A 20,424-nucleotide genomic window follows, 5' to 3' on the forward strand; every position below is an offset into this window, starting at 1 on the left:
GTTTTCGACTTTTAGCAATTCAGTTATTCAATTGTCCCTTGAATAGTTGAATCGCCGACTAAAATACCTAAATTGCCTACAAAATAATTGTTATTTTCTGCTATTTCTAAAGAATAAATTTCCTTTTTTGCAAAATTATCACAGGAAGGATTTTTTATTAAATTCATAATTTCATTTAAAACATGATGTTTATCCAAATCACCAATCACTATATTTTCTGCCATTGGCAAATGTTGTTCAGCGTTAAATTGATTGTGATAAGCATCTAAAACTAAGTGAGCAACATAATAAATAATAATTTTTTGATTTCTTAAATCTATGACAAAAGGAAGGTAATCACCGTTAGAATCAAAATAAAACACATCTTGAATATGGGTTCTACATAAATTATTAACCGAAATAACGCCCCCAAGTTCTTCATTATCTTTAAAATAAAATTGCTCACGACCAGTCATTTTAATAACAGACCGCCAACCTTGAGAAATCTCTTGTTCTTTATTTTCATTAACCCAAATTTTTTGGTTCGGTGCTGAAAATTCCAAGTGAATTTTGGAAGGCTTTTGATTTGGAAGATTCATAACTGGTGTAAAAAAATCATTTTCATCAGGTTCAATAAAATTATCAATAAATCTTAAGACAAAAATTTCTTCTTGTTCATATCGAAAAATATTTTCAACAGGTTTAAAACTCTTTGTACCATCAAACTCATTTTTTGATAACACTAAGTCGCCAACTTTTAAATTTTGAATGGGAACTAACCCTTTATCCGTATGCACGAGCGTCCCCGCCACAAAACCCGAACTCATCTTATTATCCTTTTCGAAGTAACGTATCATGTGTATAATATCAAAGAATCATACACAAAGGCGAAATGATATGCGAACTAACATCATAATAGATGACAATCTAATGCAACAGACCCTACAAGCCACAGGCATTAAAACTAAAAAAGAAGCCGTCGAACAAGGGCTAAAGCTACTCTTGCAAAAAAGCCAACAACAAAAAATCCGTGACTTACGGGGCAAACTGCACTGGGAAGGCGACTTAGCCGAGATGCGTAAAACCGGTGTTGAAGCGTGAACTTGCCTATCATCGCTGATACTAGCGTTTGGATAGACTATTTTAACGGTCATTCAACACCCCACACCGATTTTTTGGACACGCAACTTGAGGCAAGTAATGTAGCGATTTTTGATGTGATTTTGATGGAAATCTTGCAAGGTTTTCGCCTTGATACAGACTACAATCAAGCCAAAAATGCCCTTGATAGTTTATTATGTTACGATATTTTAAACCAACAAAATGCGATTAAATACGCTGATTATTACCGCCAATTACGCAAGCAAGGCATTACCATTCGTAAAGCCAATGATGTGATGATTGCTAGTTTTTGCGTTGAACATCAATTACCCCTGTTATTTTGCGATAGAGATTTTATGCCGTTTACTCAGCATTTTGGGTTGATTTCTGCATTGAGTTTTAGTTAATTCAAGACTGCCGTGGGTCAAATGCATCTCGCAGCGCTTCCCCAATAAAAATCAGCAGCGACAACACAATCGTCAAACTAAAAAACCCTGCCAAAGCCAGCCACGGTGAATCCAAATTATCTTTTCCCTGTGAGATTAGCTCCCCCAAAGACGGTGACCCCGCAGGCAAGCCATAGCCCAAATAATCAAGCGTGGTGAGTGCCGTGATATTGGCGGTCAAAATAAACGGCAACTGCGACAGACTCGACGACATCGCATTGGGCAAAATATGGCGAAACATAATCTTGGCATCTGACACCCCCATCGCCTTTGCCGAGCGTACATAATCAAAATTTCTCGCTCGCAAAAACTCGGCACGCACCAGACCAACGAGCCCCATCCAGCCAAACAGCAGCATCAGCCCAAACAACACAAACACACTTGGGCTAAACAGACTGACCAAAATAATAATCATAAATAGCTGTGGTAGACCACCCCACACTTCCATCAACCGCTGACCCACCAAATCCGTCCAGCCGCCAAAATACCCTTGCACCGCCCCCACCGCAATGCCAATGATTGACCCTGCCACCGTCAACGCCAACCCAAATAATAGCGATACACGCAAGCCATACAATACCCTTGCCAGCACATCTCGACCTTGGTCGTCTGTGCCGAGCCAGTTCTCGCTATTTGGCGGCGCAGGAAACGGCACATCACGACTCACACTTGGGGTTTGGTCAGCAAACGGTATCATAGGCTCAATCATGTAGCCATGTTGGTTGATTAGGTTTTTGACCACAGGGTCTTGGTAATTGGTTTCGGTCTCAAACACCCCGCCAAAGGTGGTTTCGGGGTAAGACTTGACGATGGGAAAATACCAGTGATTTTGGTAATTGACCAGTATGGGCTTGTCATTGGCGATAAGGTTTGCCCCCATACAGGCAAGGAAAATCAGGCTAAACATGATGAGCGAAAAAAATCCCAACCGATTACGCCGAAAGCGGTGAATGCGGGCTTGCCAAACAGGATGTTTTATCAGCATTAGCGACCCTCAAAATCAATACGGGGATCAATGAGATGATAAGTTACATCACTTATCAACTGCAAAATCAGCCCCATCAAGGTAAAAATAAACAACGTGCCAAAAATCACCGGATAATCGCGTTGCCCAATCGCTTCGAACCCCAGTCGTCCCAAACCATCCAAGTTAAAAATTACTTCAATCAAAAAATTGCCGGTAAAAAATATTCCTACAATCGCCGACGGCAAGCCTGCAATAATAATCATCATCGCATTGCGAAATACATGACCGTATAGCACTTTTTTTTCGCTTAACCCTTTACTGCGAGCCGTCAGCACGTATTGTTTGTTGAGCTCTTCCATAAAACTAAACTTGGTCAAATACGCAAGACCTGCAAACCCGCCAATCGTGCTTGCGGTGATGGGTAATGCCAAATGCCAAAAATAATCTTTGATTTTGCCAAACGTGGACAGTTTATCAAAATTCTCACTCACCAAGCCTTGTAGCGGAAAAATTTGCCAATAACTCCCCCCTGCCAACATCACCAGTAACACTACCGCAAGCACATACACAGGCACGGCATAACTCACCGCAAGCAGCAACGCGGTGGTTTTATCCATCAGTGAATTATGGCGTCTGGCTTTGGCAATCCCAAGCGGCACAGCGATTAAATAAATCAGTAGCGTACTCCAAAGCCCTAGCGAAATCGACACGGGCATTTTATCCAAAATCAGCTGTGACACAGGTTTGCCTTTAAAAAACGAGGTACCAAAATCGCCCTTGGCATAGCTTTTCAGCATCAGCCAAAATCGCTCGGGCGCGGATTTATCAAAGCCGTATTGTTTTTTGATAGCCTCGACCATGTCTGGCGATAAACCGCGACTGCCTTGATAAGTGGTCGTTGACAGCTGGGTTTGGGTGGCGCCCTGTTTTTGTTCTGCTTCAATTTGGGATATTTTTTGCTCGACAGGACCTCCGGGAGCGGCTTGTACAATGATAAAATTGGTGAGTAGAATCAAAAACAAGGTGGGGATGATTAATAACAGCCGTTTAACAATATATTTGCCCATGGTTTTCCCTCATTGTTTTCCCTCATTATTAGCCTTAACTGTTAGCCTTAAAAGTTATTTTTTAGTTGACGTAAGGCTTTAAATATCTCAAAATGACTGTCATCTTCAATGCCTGTCTGCGTTTGTACGGTTGTTATCATCTCATCACTGGGTGCAATCACTGCACGCATAAATGGATTGATGGCTTTTTCATCGGCAAGCGTGGTCGGCAAGGTTGGCGTATTTTGCTGGCGTAACTCACTGTCATGCGCTATTGCCTGTACAATGGCTGAATTATTGGGCTCGATAAACTGGGCAAAGTTAAGATTTGACAAAGTATACTCATGGGCAGGATAAAATAGCGTTTCATCGTCATGTAACTGCGCAAAACGGTCAAAGCTTTCAAACAATGCTTCAATCGTGCCGGTAAAAACACGGCCACACCCTGCGCGAAATAGCGTATCTCCACAAAAGATATGCAGACGGTTATCAAGCGTCACTAAATACGCTAAATGATTTTCGGTATGCCCTGCCACCTGCCACACCTGCACAGGACTGCCCCAAGCGGTTAATTCGCGTCCTTCAGCGACGGGGATTAAATGCGTGGCATTGATTAACGGGTGAATATTGGCATGCGCAAAAATCTGTGCGTTTGGAAACGCATTTGCCAATGCTGTTACGCCGCCGATGTGGTCGCTGTGATGATGGGTCACCCATATTTGGGTGATGGTTAGATTTTTACGGTTTACAAATTCTAAAACAGGCTCAGCATCGCCGGCATCAACAATAATCACTTCTTGTGTTTCATCATTGATAATCGCCCAAATGTAGTTGTCAGTGAAGGCCGGGATTGGGTGGATTTTTAGCATTGTTTTATTCCTTATTATTTTCCTAACTTATTATTTTCCTAAATACTGCATGACTTGTGCTTGTTTGTCTTTGTTCGCCCACCAATAATCGATACCGATGGCATTGCTTGGTAGCGGCCCATGCTCATAAAATTTCCAATACGCCACATTGTCAGTATGCTTGCCATAAGTGGGCACGACATAATAGCCCGCCCGTAGCAGACGGTCTAATACTTTGCTGTATAGCACAATATCGTCACGATTCTTCGACACTATGAGTTTGGCAATCACCGCATCAATGGCTTTGTTTTTGATACCCGCCGAGTTTTGGTTGCCTTTTTCGTCTGCGGCTTGTGAACCCCACATATAGGTTTGCTCGGCGCCCGGTGACAAACTTTGGGCAAACATATCGATAATCATGTCATAGTCGTATCTACGAGTGCGCTCTAAGTACTGGGGCACATCGGCTTGGCGAAAGCTTGTCTCAAACCCGAGTCGTTGCAGGTTACGTAAAAAAGGTAGCACAATGCGCGCATTCTTGTCATCGGCGGATAAAAATTCGATTTTGGCGGGCTGACCATTGGGCTGATACAGCTTCATATTTTGGTATTTAAAACCCGCTTGCAGCAGCAATTCACGCGCTTTTAATAAATTGTCGCGATTAAAGCCATCGCCAGTTGATTTTGGGGCTTGCCAATCGCTTAAAACAGCCTGTCTTTGAATGGGCTCAAGGTCAGGTAATAGCGGATTGATAACCGCCAGTTCTTGGGGCGTTGGCGTGCCGGTTGCGGCAAGTTCTGAGCCATGAAAAAAACTTTGCAAGCGTTCATACTGCCCATAAAACATGGTTTTATTGAGCCATTCAAAATCATACGCCAGTGTCATCGCTTGGCGCACCCGAATGTCTTGAAAAATCGGTCGGCGCAAATTCATCACAATCGCTTGCATCGGTACGGGGTTGTTATTGGTGATTTGCGCTTTTATGATCATGCCTGCTTTGACGGCAGGAAAGTTATAACCCGTTGCCCATGTCCGCGCTTTGTTTTCGACACGGAAAAAATATTCGCCGGATTTAAAGCCTTCAAATGCCACTTCGGGGTTTTGATAATACACATACTTAATTTGGTCAAAATTATAGCGACCGACATTCACCAACACGCCTGCGTCAGGTTTGGTGCCCCAATAATTGGGGTCACGCACATAGGTAATAGCGCGTCCTGCATCGATTTTGCCGACTTTATACGCGCCACTGCCCATCAGTGGCGTCAGTCCGACTTTATCAAAATAGCCATCAATCGATTTTTTTGACCAAATCGGCATTTGCGCGACGGTCAGTTTGATTTCTTGGTTGTCTTTGGACTTAAAAATAAATTTGACGGTTTGTCGATCGATCACTTGCGTTTCTTTGACATCGGATAGATAGCTACGCATACTCATCACGCCTTTTGTCAGCAGTGCATCCATACTGGCTTTGACATCTTGCGCCGTCACAGGCGTGCCATCCCAAAAATAGGCTTTGGGGTTGATGTGATAGATAACCCAGCTAGGGTCATCTGGGTCATAAGTGACTTTATCCGCCAGTAGTGGGTACTGCACAAACGCTTCAGAAAGCGAACCTGTCATCAAGCTTTCAAACAAATAATCGGTGCCGGTCACAGGTGTACCGACATCAATCCATTTATTAATACTGTCAAAGGTGCCGATGGCAGATAGGCTCAACACACCGCCTTTGGGGGCGTTAGGATTGGCATAGGGTAAATGAGAAACATGGGCAAATTGCGCGGTGCTGTTGTGAGCGATAGATGTGCCAGTGATGATAGCAGTATTGGCAGCGGATGCGACCACTAATAAGCCCAGCACCCAGCATTTTTTGCCAAATGTCTGGCGAGTGACTACCCTCATCCAGTGGGCTGGTTTTATCGCCCTGTTTTCTTTCACTTGCATCCCCCTGACCCCTTCACCTATTTTTCAAAAAACATTGGTATTGCTAACTGTTATCCCTCATATGTCCCACACCCGCTAACTATAAAAAAGACTTAACAAGCATTTTAGCTGTTAAGTCTTAATGTAGCATGATTGTTAAATCTTTTTATACGCTAGTTTGTTCAAACTGCTGCATAAATTTGATTAACTTTTCAACGGTCGCCAAATCAATCGCGTTATAAATACTGGCGCGCATACCGCCCACTGTACGGTGCCCTTTAAGATTCAACAATCCGGCTTCGTCAGCTTTAGCCAAGAAGGTTTTATCAAGTTGACTATCTGCCAAGGTAAAGGGTACATTCATGATTGAGCGGTTGTCTTTGTTGACAGGGTTTTGATAAAAATCGCTTTGGTCGATAAATTCATACAGCTTTTGCGCTTTTAACAAATTTTGTTGATAAATTGCCTCGACACCCCCTTGCTCAAGCAACCATTCAAACACCAAACCTGCCAGATACCAAGCAAAAGTTGCTGGGGTATTGACCATCGAATCATTGTCGGCTTGGTTTTTATAGTCCAAGATACTTGGGCAAACCAAGTTGGCATGACCGATCAAATCATCACGGACAATCACAAGCGTCAAGCCCGCAGGACCGATATTTTTTTGCGCCCCTGCATAAATCAGTCCAAATTTTGATACATCTATTGGGCTAGATAGGATGCAAGATGACATATCCGCCACGATGGGTACATTGACCGCTGGCACATCAAACATCGCCAAGCCATTAATGGTCTCATTGGGGCAATAATGGAAATAATCGGCGTTGTCATTAAGTTGCCAGCTATCACGTGGGGGCACAGTGGTATAGTTGCTGTCTTTGGCAGAAGCGACGACATTGATTTTGCCTAGCCCTGCTTGCTCATAGCGTTTGGCTTCGCTGATGGCTTTTTTAGACCAAATGCCAGTGTCTAAATAATCGGCTTCCCCTTTGAGTAAATTCAAAGGAATGGCTGAAAACTGCAAGCTTGCGCCACCTTGCAAAAATAGCACTTTATAATTGTCAGGAATGTTCATCAGCTTTCGCAAATCCTGCTCGGCTTTTGAGGCAATGCCCATAAATTCACTGCTACGGTGGCTCATCTCCATCACCGACATGCCTGAGCCCTGCCAATTTAACAATTCGGCTTGCGCTTTTTGCAGCACCGCAGTCGGCATAGACGCTGGGCCTGCACAAAAGTTAGCAACACGCTGATCAAAGCTGACACTCATAGCACGTTCCTTTTATCGTGTGAAATGTTATCGTATGAAATGTTATCGTGTGAAATGACATAAAAAAATACTTTACCACAATATGGCTAGTCGATGAATCATAAAGATGCGTCATCAATCGGCAGCTTTTAAGCTCAACTTGATAGCAACTGCCAAAGTTGGCGTTTTAGGCGATAATCATCGAGCATATCTACTAGATACGGCAGACGCTGTATCGGTTGTTCATCTAGACAGTCAGGCAATGGCGTCAATGCCCCCACCTTGGGATTGCCTTGATTGATACGGTATAAAAACCCCGAAAACCCTGCGACTGCCATCGGATAGCTGCTCATTAATTGCACCGTAGCTTTGGGTAAATGCTGGCTATCGGTGAGCAAGGGAAAGTTAAAAAAATGCACTGACGCTTTTAACCCACTGATGATTTGTTGCCATAACTGGTGTTGGCGGCTGTCCGTCTGCAAAAAATGACTGTCAACCACCAGTGTCCACTCACCCACGACTATCGCCTGCACATCAAAACTGGCAGTGAGCAATTCATCATTGAGCTGTTCATCACTGTGCCCGTCATCACTGTGCCCGTTATTAGTGTGACCATCATTATTTGGCGCAGGGTCACTTTTGAAAGGTGAATGATTGGGTAAAGATGAATCATGCAGTAAAGATGAATGATTGGGTAAAGCTACATCATGGGGGTGAAAATCTGCCAGATTCGCTGGGGGTAATTCTACTGTGCTATCAACGACATCATCCGCAATAACAGGATGATTGAAGTCTGTGGTTGTATCAATGGGCGCAAGATTGCTAGTTAACCGAGTTTGAGCGGGTTGTAACTGCTGGGGCATGGCAGCAAGCGTCTCAACCGCTTGATAGGAAGAAACAACCTCAAAATCTTCTAGATTAGCAAACGTTTTGACAGGGCAATCTTGGCGCACCCAACGCGTAACACCCATCTGCGCCAGTATTTCGCTTTGCCAAATTTCCAAAGTATGGTACTGCTGCTCATCAAGGGTAAGGTCAGGTACAGTCATACCAATGTTAACTCAAGTTGAATGGGGCAACGCATTGTAGCAACCTTATGGCAACCCAGCACCCCTATTAAAAAATTATACAATCGGGGTGAGCGGCACAGTGACATCCGCATTTTGCCCACGATGACGCAGATAATGGTCTAACAGCACAATGGCAAGCATGGCTTCTGCTATCGGTGTAGCACGCACACCGACACAAGGATCATGCCGACCTTTGGTGAGCATCTCTACTGCATTGCCGTGAATATCAATACTTTGACCCGGGGTGGTGATACTGGCAGTAGGTTTTAGCGCAATACTCACTACAATCGTCTGACCCGATGAAATTCCCCCTAAAATTCCCCCGGCATGGTTGGCATTAAAGCCGTGCAAGGTTAACTCATCGCGAGACTCATGCCCAAACTGTCCCGCCACTGCCATGCCATCGCCAATTTCAACGCCTTTGACCGCATTAATGCTCATCATCGCATGGGCAATATCCGCATCAAGCCTATCAAACACAGGCTCACCCAATCCCACAGGCACACCCGATGCCAATATGGTAAGCTTTGCGCCACAGCTTGTCCCTTGCTCACGGCATTGGGTAATCAGCTGCTCAAACTTTGGCAAGGCGTCTATATCCGCACAAAAAAATGGGTTACTGTTGACAAATTCCCAATCAATCGTATTTTCAGGTATGTGTTTGGCAACCACATCACCAATTTGGGTGACATAACCGCGGACTTCTACCCCCAGCCGTTGTTTCAAATATTTCTTGGCAATCGCGCCCGCCGCCACCCGCATTGCCGTTTCGCGCGCTGACGAGCGACCACCGCCACGATAATCGCGAAACCCATATTTCATGCTATAAGTATAATCGGCATGGTTGGGACGAAAGGTGTCTTTAATATCGCTATAATCTTTGGATTTTTGGTTGGTATTGCGAATCAAAAGCCCAATAGAAGTGCCTGTCGTTTTACCCTCAAACACGCCAGAGATAATTTCAACTGCATCGTCTTCACGGCGCTGGGTCGCAAATTTTGAGGTACCGGGCTTACGACGATCCAAGTCAATTTGCAGATCTGCTTCGGTTAAAGGCAACCCTGGTGGCATACCGTCAACGATTGCCATAAGTCCTGCGCCATGTGATTCGCCACAGGTGGTGACGGTAAAAACTTGCCCGATGGTATTGCCTGCCATTTACGCTCCGCTTAATTTTTCATCAATACTTACAAATCAAATAATAGATTTGTTGCACCCTGTTCATATATTGCTTTTTTAGCCATTATCTAACGTGTTCAAACAACAAGCCCAAACAACAAGTTAAAGACAGCAACCCCAAACAACCGCCTACTAAGAAGCATTCACATACTGCTCAAAATATGCCCGATTTTCCATTAATTCATCATAATCCATGGCAAAAACCCCATGTCCCCCATGCGCAAAGGTTAACCAATCAAACTGGATTTCAGGATAGGCTTGGCGCAGTGCCCATTCACTATCCCCCACCTCGCACACCAGCAAGCCGTCACGAGTTAGATAATCTGGGGCGTTGTATAAGATATGATGCACCAAATCCAAGCCATCTTGTCCCGCTGCCAACGCGTGGTCTGGCTCATGCAAGAACTCGGGTGGTAAATCTGCCATCGTTGCCGCATCGACATACGGCGGGTTGGTGACAATCAAATCATATTGATTTTCTGCAGGCACTTTTTCAAATAAGTTTGACTCAATCAAGTTGACCTGATGGTTCATGTGGTGATGTTCCACATTGACCGCTGCCACTTCTAGCGCGTTCTTGTCGATATCACTGGCATCGACCATTGCATCAGGGAAACGGCTTGCCAAGGCAATGGCAATACAGCCTGACCCTGTACACAAGTCTAGCATGCGCTCTGGTTGTGCTAACTGCTTATCATACAATCCGTGGTCATGAAATTTTTTGTCATTAGTAGTGCCACTGATTTTTTCAACCAAATCATTCGGCTCAAAATACGGATAAAACTGCTGGCGAATCAGCTCAGCAATTGGCGAGCGCGGAATCAATACCCGCTCATCCACGTAAAATGGCAAATCGCAAAAATAAGATAAATTAATTAAATAACTCAAAGGTTTACGTTCAACGATACGGCGCTGCAACAATGTCAATACTTCTGATTTTTCGCTATTGGTCAGGCGACAATCTAAGATTTGCTCATCGGCAGACCAATCAAGCGATAAGGTTTGTAGCACAATGGCAGAAGCTTCAGCAAACTCATCTGTGGTACCTTGCGCGACTACCACATCGTGCTCCCGTAATTTACTGACCCCAAAACGGATAAAATCGCGAATCGTTTTTAGGCTTTGGTGGGCTTCAGCAAACTCTTGTTGCATGGTGTCAAAGATGTCATCTGATTCGCTTTCTTCATCCATATCAAGTGCTTGCAAATCGATTTGCAAGTCATCAAAATTTTGTGAATCTTGATTTTGGTCAAAAGATGGCGTGTGAGAAACATTGGCTGATGCAAATGGCGATGATGACATAGTGGTTAACCTAAAAAATTTTGAATTAAAATTATAATATACTTTGATTTTTTTACCAATTATTTAACGCGCTAAAGTTTTTTAACCAATTAAAGGTTTGCAGATTTGTACAATGCAATTTTTCATCATCGAGCTGCTCAATAAAGCATGGCAAAAATAACTGTTGCGCAGGACTAAATATTTTAAACACTTTTTTGGGTTAATTTTGCTATAAAAATACCGCTTGGTTAAAAAATTTTACCATTGTCTATCGCGCGATTTGTTAATGTTAAACTTATTGTCCCTTATTTTTATTTGTTATTGCCCATTATTGAGTCAATCTATGAAAAAATTTGTACTGTCTACCCTAGCTTGTCTGATTGCCAATCAAGCATTTGCAGCCACCAACACGGTCTCAGACACCACCGCCAAAACGGCACCCGCCACCAAAGCTGTGACCAAAACAACGACCACGACTAAAACTGCCACCACGAAAGCGGCGAGCACCCCTACCGCTAAAAAAACCACTACCGATAGTAAAACGGCTAAAAAACCGCAAACAGCCAAGCCCGCAGCTAACGTCACCCAATCTACCAGCACGCCAAAAGTCGCCTCGGCTGCTGCAATGACGGCAGCAACCGATATCCCTTTGACCCCAATCCCAGCCACCACCACGGCATTAGGTATTAAAGAAGATGCCACGCAAACAGGTATCGACAGTGACTATACCTCGGGTGCAGGTGTCGCAGGCGTGAGCTCTGAAGAGCTCAATAATACTACGACGGCTGCGCCAACTTTTGACCCCACAACGGTAGGTAACAATAAAACAGCAACGACACCTGCCAGTTTTTCTAACCTCAATTTGTCTGACTATGCACAGCTAGTCAATAGCGCCGAATGGAAACCTGGTCAAAATGTTAACTCAGCAACGACCTTAAAACTTCAAGCCTTGTTAGATTGGAATCATGCTTCACCAGGTCCGATTGATGGCGGCTGGGGTATGAATGCCAAAAAAGCGCTCAAAAATTTCCAAGCCATGCACGGACTACCCCAAGATGGCCGTATGAGCGCAGAAGTTTGGAAGCTGTTAAATGAAAAAATCCCTGCCAATCAGCCTGTGTTGGTCGGTTATACGTTGACGCCAGAAGATATTAAAGGTCCGTATCAGCCAACACCGAGTGGTAGTGAAGCCAAATCTAAAATGAAAGGTCTATACTATCAAGACGTCCAAGAAATGTTGGCTGAACGTTTCCACATGGATATTCGCTATCTTAAAAAGCTTAATAGCGATAAAAAATTCACCGTGGGTGAAACCATCACCGTCTTTAACCCAGGCGCGCCACTCAATGAGAAAATCACCCGTTTGGTTGCCAAAAAAGCCGACAATATCTTATACGCTTATAATGGCGATAGATTAATTGCCACTTATCCTACCACGGTCGGTAGTAGTGATACACCGTCTCCTACGGGTACCTTTAGTATTGTCAATCGCGTCAAAAACCCTTGGTACCGCGCCACTAGCGGTGAAGGCAAAGATAAAAAAGTGTTTATGTTGCCGCCAGGACCCAACGGTCCAGTCGGTGTGGTATGGATGGGACTGAGTAAACCCTCATACGGGATTCATGGCTCGCCCGTTCCTGAAGGCATTAGCCGTCAAGCCTCGCACGGCTGTGTTCGCTTAACCAACTGGGATGTGCTTGAAGTTTATGCCAATGTTGATACAGGTACTAAGGTAGATTTACAGTAGCTGTTGAGCCACAGCGTTTAGCACCGTAGTCTAGCGTGAGTGCTATACACTTTTAACCTTATTAGCCTTGACTTCCTCCCCTTGCTAAAGCAAGGGGATTCCTTCTGCAAGACGGTGAAGTCCCACCGCAAGAATGTTCTTACTGGCATTGATATCTCTATCATGCCATGTGCCACACGAAGCACATATCCATTCTCTTATTCCAAGCGATTTTCTACCTTTCGGACTATTGGCGGTGATTTCACCGCAACACGAACATCGCTGGGTCGTGTATCTCTCATTCACGATTTCAAAACGGCAACCTGCGTTCTCGCATTTATAGGTCAGTTGTCGTTTCATTTCAAACCAACCTGCATCATAGACGCTTTTGGCTAGTTTGCCTTTTTTACTGTTAAATTGGGTAGTTCTAACATCACCTACCACGATTAGGGCATTGTCTTTGACTAATTGGGTGGTGAATTTGTGGATTAGGTCTTGGCGTGTGTTTTTGATTTTGGCATGGATTGCCTTGACACGCTGTTTGTTTTTGGCACGTTGGGCGGTGGCTAAATCTTTGGCATAGTTGAGCGTTTGTTTGATTTGTAATTTATTGCCTTTTGAGGTGGTAGCACTGTCTTTTAAGCCTAAGTCAATGCCAATGCTACCTGTACCGCATGATTGTTTGGGGTAGTCTTTGACGGTGATACAAGCATACCAACGGTTACGGCTGTCTTGGACTAACTCACAAGTGTTAATTTGATATAGGCTAAGGTTGTAGCTGTCCCATAGGTCGATGACCAGCTTTTGTCCTTTGGCTAAACTAAGCTGTAAGGTGGATTTTAAGCCTTTTTTACTTGTTTGGTGGGTAGCAATGTGTTTGATGGCGGATTGTTTAAAGGGTAGCCAGCCTAATGATTTACGTTTTGAATTTGGGTTGTTGGTTCGCCATGACAATTTAGCTTTTTTGAATTGTTTTCTAGCTTTGGCGTGGGTTTCGTTGATGGCTTGAATGGTTTGCGAGTGTAAACCAAGTAACTCACCGCTACCTTTGGTGTATTCGTTTAGGTCGTAAGCACTAAAGAACTTGCCAGTACGCTTAAGATGCTCATAGCTTAACGCATTAACGTAGTTCCATACGAAATTCACCGAACCGCTTAGGCGGTTAAGCTTTGCTGTGTGTTTATCTCGTATGCGTAGCTTGAGTGTTTTCATGCAAATTATTTTAGCAAAATTTATGCAAGCGTTATAGTGTATGAGTTGCCTTATATCCACCGCCTAAAGGCGGTGGTTTTACGGCAAGGGGTGATAAAAAAACCGCTTAGCTATTATTAGTTAAGCGGTTTTAGTGATTTTAGCGATTTTAGCGATTTTAGTTATTTATCTAGCGTACTTTGTTATCGCGCAACTGGGATTTTGGCAGTAGTCAGTGTTTGCATTTTTTTGGCGACAATCCATGCAATTGGGATAGATAGGATTAAGCCAACAATCGCTGTGGCTATAATGTGTGGAATTTGGTCAAAACCAGTTATAAGCGCAATGGTCATTAAAACACCGATAGTCACACCAGAAGCGATTGTAAAAATTACGCTAAATAATTGCCAGTTCATAACAATTCCTTATCATTGTGCAAATAGATGTATTTGTTACGTATAGTTATAATCCAATCCCACACTCAAAACAAGGGAAAAAAAGATTAAACAAATGCAAAACCTAAAACAATTGGTTATCAATCCCACATTTTTAGTAAGGTTTAATTTGAATCAAATCTATCGAGAAATCAAAAAAACCCGCGTTTTTTTCCGATTAATATCACTGAGGTCGAGGAATTTAATTGGCTTTATAAACATTGATGAAAAAAAATCCCACCCAGTTTTTTAGGTTTGATGGCACATTTTTTAGTAATTATTTTTAGTAGAAACCTTTGCACGAACAGATACACAAAAGTTGGTTAAAATGATATAATGCTTTATAATCAACCACATAGCAAAAGACACCGACATGGCATGGAAACAAACAGGGCAACTGTCCCTAGCAGACAGTCTAATCAATCACCACAAAGCCATTGAAGAACTCGATGAACTACACAACCTCATCAACTGGCAAGCTATCGAACACACCCTACGCCATGTCCATAGCAGTGACCGTGGCGAAAGTGCCTTTCATCCTGTCATCATGTTTAAAATCTTACTACTACAAAAACTCTATAACCTATCCGACCCAGCCATGGAAAAACAACTGGCTCGAGACTTACTATTTCGTCGATTCGTTGGCTTATCACTAACTGACAACGTACCCGACCACAGCACCATCTGGCGATACCACAAACACTTAGGTGAACTTGGACTCATTGAACCCTTATTCAACCAAATCAATAAGCAACTAGCCGAGCAAAATATCATCATCAAAGCAGGCAGTGTTAGCATCATTGATGCCAGTATCGTTGAAGCCAAAAACAAACGAGCTAAAAAAGGCAAACATACCGACAATACCCAAGATAACGAAGCTGCCTACGTCAGTAAAAAAGACAGCACAGGCAAAGTAAAAACCACCTACGGCTATAAAATCCATCTTAACTGTGATGAAGACAGCTTTGTCAAAAAAGTTCAAACCACCCCTGCTAATGTCCATGATTCACAATGTTTTACCACGCTTTTAACAGGTGATGAATCTGCCGTTTACGCCGACAGTGCGTATAAAAGCCAAGCCCATGACGACTATCTTGCCGAGCATGAGCCACCTATCAACAATCATATCCATGATAGGGCATGGCGTAATACACCACTTACCGAACAACAAAAACGTACCAATACCCAAAAGAGCCAAACCAGAAATACGGTAGAACGGGTATTCGGTCATTTTAAATTGCATTATGGGATGAGCAAGGCTCGTCATCTTGGCTTAATGCAATTTCATACCAGTACCTTGCTTGCTAGCATTGTGCATAATTTAAAAACCGCCCTAAGCTTGAAACGAAAATACGGACTGCCTTAGGGTTATTGTGTCTGTTGGTTGGTAAAACTAGCCAATAGACGTTAATTGACTGCAATTTGGGAGACTTTTATGCCAATTCGGTGACTTTTTTCGCTTCTTTAACACCAATTCCAGTTTTTAGTTGAGTTTGAAATTGGTGTCGAGAGATGGTCGCTGGTTTGTGCAAAGGTCTCTAGTAACTATTTTTAGTAACTATGACCCAATAACATGACTTGGATAAAAAATTGGGATAAAAAAATTTTCTATAATCTGCTATGTTAGTGGTGTTTATCAATTGTTTAACACAGTAAAGGACAGGAGTATTTAACATGCACCAACAATTTTCTTTTTTCGCCGCTATTAGGCCATCAACAAAACGCCTAGCTATTAAACGCCTACAAAGTGCCGCTGCAGTCGACCCGACCGCGCGCAATGTCATTGTGGCGCGGGCGGTATCGAATACCTTGCAGCAATGCGTGGGCGAATTTGTTAAGTAAATATTAACTTGCTACTGAGTGTGCGCTACTATATAATAGCGCACCTTGTTTATACCAATATAGTTAGATGATTCTAACTTAGGTGCATTCAATCTCCTTGCTGTTGACACGGGGTCAACGGCTGTATAATCCGTGAGGAGTCTTTATGAGACATTATGAACTGGTATTATTGGTTCACCCAGACCAAAGCGACCAAGTGGTTGGCATGGTTGAGCGCTATATCAACTTAGTAAAAGAACAAGGTGGTGCTATCCATCGCCTAGAAGATTGGGGTCGTCGTCAGTTAGCTTACCCAATCAACAAAGTTCACAAAGCTCACTATGTGCTATTAAATATTGAAGCGGGTCAACAAACGCTTGATGAGCTTGAAGAATTATTCCGTTATAACGATGCTATCATCCGTAGCTTAGTTATCCGTCGTGACGAAGCGATTACTGAAGAATCACCATTAGCAAAAAGTGCTGAAGAAAAACGTGCTCGTAAAGCTTCACGCCGTAACGATACAGCTCAAGATGACTATCAATCAAATGATGATGAGTCAGAAGTTGATGCTGAAGACAACAACGACGAATAATTAAGGAGACTAATCATGGCACGTTTTTATCGCCGCCGTAAATTTTGCCGTTTTACCGCTGAAGGCATTACCCATATCGATTATAAAGATATCGAAATCCTAAAACAGTATGTCACTGAAAGTGGCAAAATCGTACCAAGCCGTATCACTGGTACTTCAAACAAATATCAACGCCAATTGGCTGTAGCAATCAAACAAGCGCGTTATCTTGCGTTGATTCCTTACACTGACAGCCAAAAATAAACCGAGGAGTGATATATGCAAGTTATTTTATTACAACGTATCGCTAACCTAGGTAAACTAGGCGATACTGTTAATGTAAAAGCAGGTTACGGTCGTAACTTCCTTATACCACAAGGTAAAGCATTACCAGCCACTGCTTCTAACATCGAAAAATTTGAAGCACGCCGTGCAGAACTTGAAAAAATAGAAGCTGATGAATTAGCCGCTGCTAATGCCCGTGCTGAAGCGCTACAAGACGTCAATGTTATCATCCGTGCAAAATCAGGTGATGAAGGCAAACTATTTGGTTCTATTGGTACTCGCGATATCGCCGATGCCTTAACCAAATCTGGTTTACCTGTTGACCGTTCAGAAGTTAAATTGCCTGAAGGTACATTACGTCAAATTGGCGAATACAATGTTGATATCCAATTACATCACGATGTAACGACCAACATTCAAGTCACTATCTTGGCAGAAGATTCAGCTGCTTAATTGATAGTTTACTTTAAAAAAGAGATGGCTTTGCTGTCTCTTTTTTTTATTGTTTGCGGCGTAAAAATTCAACAAAAAAGCCTAAAATTCAAGCTGATTTCATTCAAAAAAATTGCCGTTTTTTTATATTTTTCTCATTAGAATTTGGATGGTTTTTTCGGTATATTGTCTGTTCTATTTCGATGCGTGTGTTAGACTCACGAGTTATAACCGATAACATTTAGCAAACTTTTGCCCTTTCAAACCATTTAAAATAACTTTATCACAGGTCATCATGGCAGACGATAAAACCAAAGACAACGATCTTAAGACTACTTCGCTGACCCAGCACCCACCGCACAGTATGGACTTAGAAAAGTCCGTCCTAGCGTCGCTGATGAGCCTTGAAGAGTCGTTTGATCGCATCTCAGATATTATTACCAAATATGATTTTTATGCACAGCGCCATCAATATATTTTTGATGCCATCTCTCATCTTGCCAATGCCAATGAGCCGTATGATGCCACCATGGTGATGGACTGGCTCGATATGCAAAAACTGCTTGAGCCTGCGGGGGGTAGCGATTATCTAGGCGATATCCTATCACAAAGCCCAGCGACGCTGTTTAACTTGACTGCTTATGCGCAGCGGGTCAGGGAATTTTCGACTTTACGCCAAATCATCAAAGCCGGCAGTCATATGCTAGAGCTTGCCTTTGACCCAAAAAATCAAAGTGTCAGTGATATTTTAGACACCGTTGAAAGCGAAATTTTTGCCATCAATGAAACCCATAGCCGCCAGTCAAAACACAAGGGTCCTACCCAACTAAGCGATGTTATCACCAATGTCGTCAACAATATCCAAGAACTTAAAGACCATCCTGAAGGGATGATTGGGCTTAAGACCCCGTTTGAAGAACTCAATAACAAAACCCAAGGGCTACAAGCGGGCGATCTCATTATCGTGGCAGCGCGTCCTTCGATGGGTAAAACCACATTTGCGATGAATTTGGCAGAGAGTATTTTATTTCATACCGATTTACCTGTGGTGGTGTTTTCAATGGAAATGCCTGCCGAGTCAATTGTGATGCGTCTATTGTCCTCTTGGGGGGCTATCAACCAAACCCATTTGCGCTCAGGTCAAATGAACGAAGATGAATGGGGTAAACTTTCCAATGCCATCGCCCATCTGCATGCTAAAAAATTGTATATCGATGACAGTACGGCACTGCCGCCATCTGAGGTTCGTTCGCGCTGTCGCCGTATTGCCAAAGACAATGATGGCAAACTTGGGATGGTAATGGTCGACTATCTACAACTGATGAAAGTGCCAGGCTTGGGCGACAACCGCGTGGGTGAGATTTCGGAGATTTCACGAAGCTTAAAAGCGCTTGCCCGTGAGATGAATTGCCCGGTGGTCGCTTTATCACAGCTGAATCGAAGTTTGGAGAATCGACCCAACAAACGCCCGATTATGTCGGACTTACGCGAATCGGGTGCCATTGAGCAGGATGCCGATTTGATTATGTTCATTTATCGTGATGAGGTTTATAATGAAAATAGCGATGCTAAAGGCACAGCTGAAATCATTATCGGTAAACAGCGTAATGGACCTATTGGGACAGTGCGCCTATCCTTTGAAGGGCAATTTACCCGTTTTGGTAACCTAACCCCTGAATTTTACCAAACCGCTTCCTTTAGCGAACCTGATGAATAAAAATTTCACTGCAACAAGGTCAAGATTGTGCGTCAAACCAGCATCACCATCGATTTAGCAGCGCTTACCCATAACCTACAACGCGTCAAAGATTATGCCCCAACCGCCAAGGTATTAGCCATGGTGAAAGCCAATGCCTACGGGCATGGCGCCGTCAACTGTTTACCTGCCGTCGCACAAGCCGATGCCTTAGGTGTCGCTTGTTTGCAAGAAGCGCTAGAACTACAACAGGCGGGCTGGCAAAAATTAATGGTAGTGATTGAAGGCGCGTTTTCATTAGCGGAATGGCAATATTGTACAGCGCATCAAATCGAGTGCGTGGTGCACCACCAACGCCAATTAGACTGGGCGTTGCAGCAGCCTGCAAAGAAAGGCGCAACCGTGTGGCTAAAACTAAACACTGGCATGAACCGCCTTGGCTTTACAGTGGGTGAAATCAAAGAAATTGCTCAGCAATTAACTAGCTCAGGCTATGAGATTGTTTTGACCACCCATTTTGCCAACGCTGATGTCATCGATCATCCCAATAATCAACAACAGTTTGAGTTATTTGATTCCACCCTACAAATGCTACGTGAGCAAGTAAACCCAGCGATTAAAGGCTCATTGTGTAATTCAGCGGGTATTGTGAACTGGTCAGACCGCCATTATGATTGGGTGCGCCCAGGCATTATCTTGTATGGGGCAACGCCTGTAAATCATGCCACTGCCAAACAGCTAAACCTGCAACCCGTCATGCATTTTAATGCCAGTATCATGGCAATTCATACGCTAAAAGCGGGCGATAGCGTGGGTTATGGTAGTCGCTGGACCGCCCAAACCGCCGCGCGCATCGGCATTGTCAGTGTGGGTTATGCCGATGGCTATCCAAGAGTGATTAGCGATGATGCGTATGTCGTCGCCGCAGGTCAACAGGCGCCTATCATCGGTCGGGTGGCGATGGATATGTTGATGGTTGATTTGACCCATACCACTGAGGTAAACCTTGACTGCCCTGTCCAGCTTTGGGGTAACGCACCGAGCATTGATGAGGTGGGTGGCTGGAATGATACCATTAGCTATGAGCTGTTAAGTGTGGTCACCCGACGTCCAACGTGGATTTATCAGTCATAACTGTTAACTATGTGACGGATGTTAAAGTGACACAAATGCGTC

The 20,424-nt window shown here is 43.6% G+C and carries 21 protein-coding genes; 10 read left to right on the forward strand and 11 right to left on the reverse strand.

Going from position 1 to position 20,424, the window contains the following annotated elements; all coding sequences use genetic code 11:
* Nucleotides 1-23: 23 nt before the first annotated feature.
* A complete protein-coding gene (locus AXE82_RS02835; protein ID WP_062331187.1) occupies nt 24-806 on the reverse strand; it encodes a hypothetical protein in 783 nt (260 codons plus the stop codon).
* A gap of 70 nt (nt 807-876) precedes the next feature.
* On the opposite strand from AXE82_RS02835, the gene AXE82_RS02840 reads away from it, so the two are divergent.
* Together AXE82_RS02840 and vapC are read left to right on the forward strand one after the other, a co-directional pair.
* Nucleotides 877-1,080 (forward strand): type II toxin-antitoxin system VapB family antitoxin, encoded by a 204-nt coding sequence (locus AXE82_RS02840; RefSeq protein WP_040403039.1) that lies wholly within the window; start codon nt 877-879, stop codon nt 1,078-1,080.
* On the forward strand, nt 1,077-1,487 hold the full coding sequence (gene vapC / locus AXE82_RS02845; RefSeq protein WP_172460489.1) for a type II toxin-antitoxin system VapC family toxin: 411 nt from the start codon (nt 1,077-1,079) through the stop codon (nt 1,485-1,487). Before AXE82_RS02840 ends, vapC begins: the two co-directional genes overlap by 4 nt.
* A gap of 1 nt (nt 1,488) precedes the next feature.
* Here vapC and AXE82_RS02850 read toward each other — a convergent pair whose 3' ends face one another.
* The 8 genes from AXE82_RS02850 to prmB form a co-directional block, all read right to left on the reverse strand.
* Entirely contained in the window at nt 1,489-2,511 is a 1,023-nt protein-coding gene (locus AXE82_RS02850) for an ABC transporter permease (protein ID WP_062331191.1), read from the reverse strand.
* Nucleotides 2,511-3,560, reverse strand: coding sequence for a microcin C ABC transporter permease YejB (gene yejB / locus AXE82_RS02855; protein ID WP_062331194.1), 1,050 nt, complete (start codon nt 3,558-3,560; stop codon nt 2,511-2,513). The genes AXE82_RS02850 and yejB overlap by 1 nt, the downstream gene beginning before the upstream one ends.
* Nucleotides 3,561-3,607: 47 nt before the next feature.
* Nucleotides 3,608-4,408, reverse strand: a complete 801-nt coding sequence (gene gloB / locus AXE82_RS02860) for a hydroxyacylglutathione hydrolase (protein WP_062331198.1) — start codon at nt 4,406-4,408, stop codon at nt 3,608-3,610.
* Between the two features lie 30 nt (nt 4,409-4,438).
* A complete protein-coding gene (locus AXE82_RS02865; protein WP_062334724.1) occupies nt 4,439-6,289 on the reverse strand; it encodes an extracellular solute-binding protein in 1,851 nt (616 codons plus the stop codon).
* 187 nt (nt 6,290-6,476) lie between these two features.
* Complete coding sequence (gene serC, locus AXE82_RS02870; protein ID WP_062331202.1) at nt 6,477-7,580, reverse strand: 3-phosphoserine/phosphohydroxythreonine transaminase; 1,104 nt, start codon at nt 7,578-7,580, stop codon at nt 6,477-6,479.
* A gap of 134 nt (nt 7,581-7,714) precedes the next feature.
* Nucleotides 7,715-8,608 carry a hypothetical protein gene (locus AXE82_RS02875; RefSeq protein WP_062331205.1) on the reverse strand — a complete coding sequence of 298 codons (894 nt, stop codon included), beginning with the start codon at nt 8,606-8,608 and terminating at the stop codon, nt 7,715-7,717.
* A 75-nt stretch (nt 8,609-8,683) separates the two neighbouring features.
* Nucleotides 8,684-9,787, reverse strand: coding sequence for a chorismate synthase (gene aroC, locus AXE82_RS02880; RefSeq protein ID WP_062331208.1), 1,104 nt, complete (start codon nt 9,785-9,787; stop codon nt 8,684-8,686).
* Between the two features lie 153 nt (nt 9,788-9,940).
* Entirely contained in the window at nt 9,941-10,999 is a 1,059-nt protein-coding gene (prmB, locus tag AXE82_RS02885) for a 50S ribosomal protein L3 N(5)-glutamine methyltransferase (protein ID WP_406946759.1), read from the reverse strand.
* 433 nt (nt 11,000-11,432) lie between these two features.
* On the opposite strand from prmB, the gene AXE82_RS02890 reads away from it, so the two are divergent.
* Nucleotides 11,433-12,836 (forward strand): L,D-transpeptidase family protein, encoded by a 1,404-nt coding sequence (locus AXE82_RS02890; protein WP_062331209.1) that lies wholly within the window; start codon nt 11,433-11,435, stop codon nt 12,834-12,836.
* Nucleotides 12,837-12,920: 84 nt separating this feature from the next.
* On the opposite strand, the gene AXE82_RS02895 is transcribed toward AXE82_RS02890, so the two are convergent.
* Both AXE82_RS02895 and AXE82_RS02900 read right to left on the reverse strand, forming a co-directional pair.
* Nucleotides 12,921-14,027, reverse strand: a complete 1,107-nt coding sequence (locus AXE82_RS02895) for an RNA-guided endonuclease InsQ/TnpB family protein (protein WP_062331212.1) — start codon at nt 14,025-14,027, stop codon at nt 12,921-12,923.
* A 182-nt stretch (nt 14,028-14,209) separates the two neighbouring features.
* Entirely contained in the window at nt 14,210-14,422 is a 213-nt protein-coding gene (locus AXE82_RS02900; RefSeq protein WP_062331216.1) for a hypothetical protein, read from the reverse strand.
* A 391-nt stretch (nt 14,423-14,813) separates the two neighbouring features.
* Between AXE82_RS02900 and AXE82_RS02905 the strand changes: the two genes are divergently transcribed.
* From AXE82_RS02905 to alr, 7 genes are all read left to right on the forward strand, one after another.
* Nucleotides 14,814-15,806, forward strand: a complete 993-nt coding sequence (locus tag AXE82_RS02905) for an IS5 family transposase (protein ID WP_062331219.1) — start codon at nt 14,814-14,816, stop codon at nt 15,804-15,806.
* Between the two features lie 308 nt (nt 15,807-16,114).
* Nucleotides 16,115-16,282, forward strand: coding sequence for a hypothetical protein (locus tag AXE82_RS12190; RefSeq protein ID WP_167541434.1), 168 nt, complete (start codon nt 16,115-16,117; stop codon nt 16,280-16,282).
* A gap of 145 nt (nt 16,283-16,427) precedes the next feature.
* Nucleotides 16,428-16,856 carry a 30S ribosomal protein S6 gene (gene rpsF / locus AXE82_RS02910; RefSeq protein WP_007114929.1) on the forward strand — a complete coding sequence of 143 codons (429 nt, stop codon included), beginning with the start codon at nt 16,428-16,430 and terminating at the stop codon, nt 16,854-16,856.
* A 15-nt stretch (nt 16,857-16,871) separates the two neighbouring features.
* Nucleotides 16,872-17,099, forward strand: a complete 228-nt coding sequence (gene rpsR, locus AXE82_RS02915; protein WP_007114928.1) for a 30S ribosomal protein S18 — start codon at nt 16,872-16,874, stop codon at nt 17,097-17,099.
* A 15-nt stretch (nt 17,100-17,114) separates the two neighbouring features.
* Nucleotides 17,115-17,573 (forward strand): 50S ribosomal protein L9, encoded by a 459-nt coding sequence (gene rplI / locus AXE82_RS02920; RefSeq protein WP_062331222.1) that lies wholly within the window; start codon nt 17,115-17,117, stop codon nt 17,571-17,573.
* 274 nt (nt 17,574-17,847) lie between these two features.
* Entirely contained in the window at nt 17,848-19,269 is a 1,422-nt protein-coding gene (gene dnaB, locus AXE82_RS02925; RefSeq protein ID WP_062331227.1) for a replicative DNA helicase, read from the forward strand.
* Nucleotides 19,270-19,296: 27 nt separating this feature from the next.
* The gene (alr, locus tag AXE82_RS02930) at nt 19,297-20,382 is read left to right on the forward strand and encodes an alanine racemase (RefSeq protein WP_062331230.1); all 1,086 of its coding nucleotides are present in this window, start codon (nt 19,297-19,299) and stop codon (nt 20,380-20,382) included.
* Nucleotides 20,383-20,424 lie beyond the last annotated feature (42 nt).

This window comes from Moraxella osloensis (assembly GCF_001553955.1).
Taxonomy (GTDB): Bacteria; Pseudomonadota; Gammaproteobacteria; order Pseudomonadales; family Moraxellaceae; genus Faucicola; species Faucicola osloensis.

Coding starts and splice junctions, on each gene's coding strand:
- AXE82_RS02835 (WP_062331187.1), bottom strand. CDS start 806: ATGAGTTCGGGTTTTGTGGCGGGGACGCTCGTGCATACGGATAAAGGG.
- AXE82_RS02840 (WP_040403039.1), top strand. CDS start 877: ATGCGAACTAACATCATAATAGATGACAATCTAATGCAACAGACCCTA.
- AXE82_RS02850 (WP_062331191.1), bottom strand. CDS start 2,511: ATGCTGATAAAACATCCTGTTTGGCAAGCCCGCATTCACCGCTTTCGG.
- yejB (WP_062331194.1), bottom strand. CDS start 3,560: ATGGGCAAATATATTGTTAAACGGCTGTTATTAATCATCCCCACCTTG.
- gloB (WP_062331198.1), bottom strand. CDS start 4,408: ATGCTAAAAATCCACCCAATCCCGGCCTTCACTGACAACTACATTTGG.
- AXE82_RS02865 (WP_062334724.1), bottom strand. CDS start 6,289: ATGAGGGTAGTCACTCGCCAGACATTTGGCAAAAAATGCTGGGTGCTG.
- serC (WP_062331202.1), bottom strand. CDS start 7,580: ATGAGTGTCAGCTTTGATCAGCGTGTTGCTAACTTTTGTGCAGGCCCA.
- AXE82_RS02875 (WP_062331205.1), bottom strand. CDS start 8,608: ATGACTGTACCTGACCTTACCCTTGATGAGCAGCAGTACCATACTTTG.
- aroC (WP_062331208.1), bottom strand. CDS start 9,787: ATGGCAGGCAATACCATCGGGCAAGTTTTTACCGTCACCACCTGTGGC.
- prmB (WP_406946759.1), bottom strand. CDS start 10,999: ATGGATGAAGAAAGCGAATCAGATGACATCTTTGACACCATGCAACAA.
- AXE82_RS02890 (WP_062331209.1), top strand. CDS start 11,433: ATGAAAAAATTTGTACTGTCTACCCTAGCTTGTCTGATTGCCAATCAA.
- AXE82_RS02895 (WP_062331212.1), bottom strand. CDS start 14,027: ATGAAAACACTCAAGCTACGCATACGAGATAAACACACAGCAAAGCTT.
- AXE82_RS02900 (WP_062331216.1), bottom strand. CDS start 14,422: ATGAACTGGCAATTATTTAGCGTAATTTTTACAATCGCTTCTGGTGTG.
- AXE82_RS02905 (WP_062331219.1), top strand. CDS start 14,814: ATGGCATGGAAACAAACAGGGCAACTGTCCCTAGCAGACAGTCTAATC.
- AXE82_RS12190 (WP_167541434.1), top strand. CDS start 16,115: ATGCACCAACAATTTTCTTTTTTCGCCGCTATTAGGCCATCAACAAAA.
- rpsF (WP_007114929.1), top strand. CDS start 16,428: ATGAGACATTATGAACTGGTATTATTGGTTCACCCAGACCAAAGCGAC.
- rpsR (WP_007114928.1), top strand. CDS start 16,872: ATGGCACGTTTTTATCGCCGCCGTAAATTTTGCCGTTTTACCGCTGAA.
- rplI (WP_062331222.1), top strand. CDS start 17,115: ATGCAAGTTATTTTATTACAACGTATCGCTAACCTAGGTAAACTAGGC.
- dnaB (WP_062331227.1), top strand. CDS start 17,848: ATGGCAGACGATAAAACCAAAGACAACGATCTTAAGACTACTTCGCTG.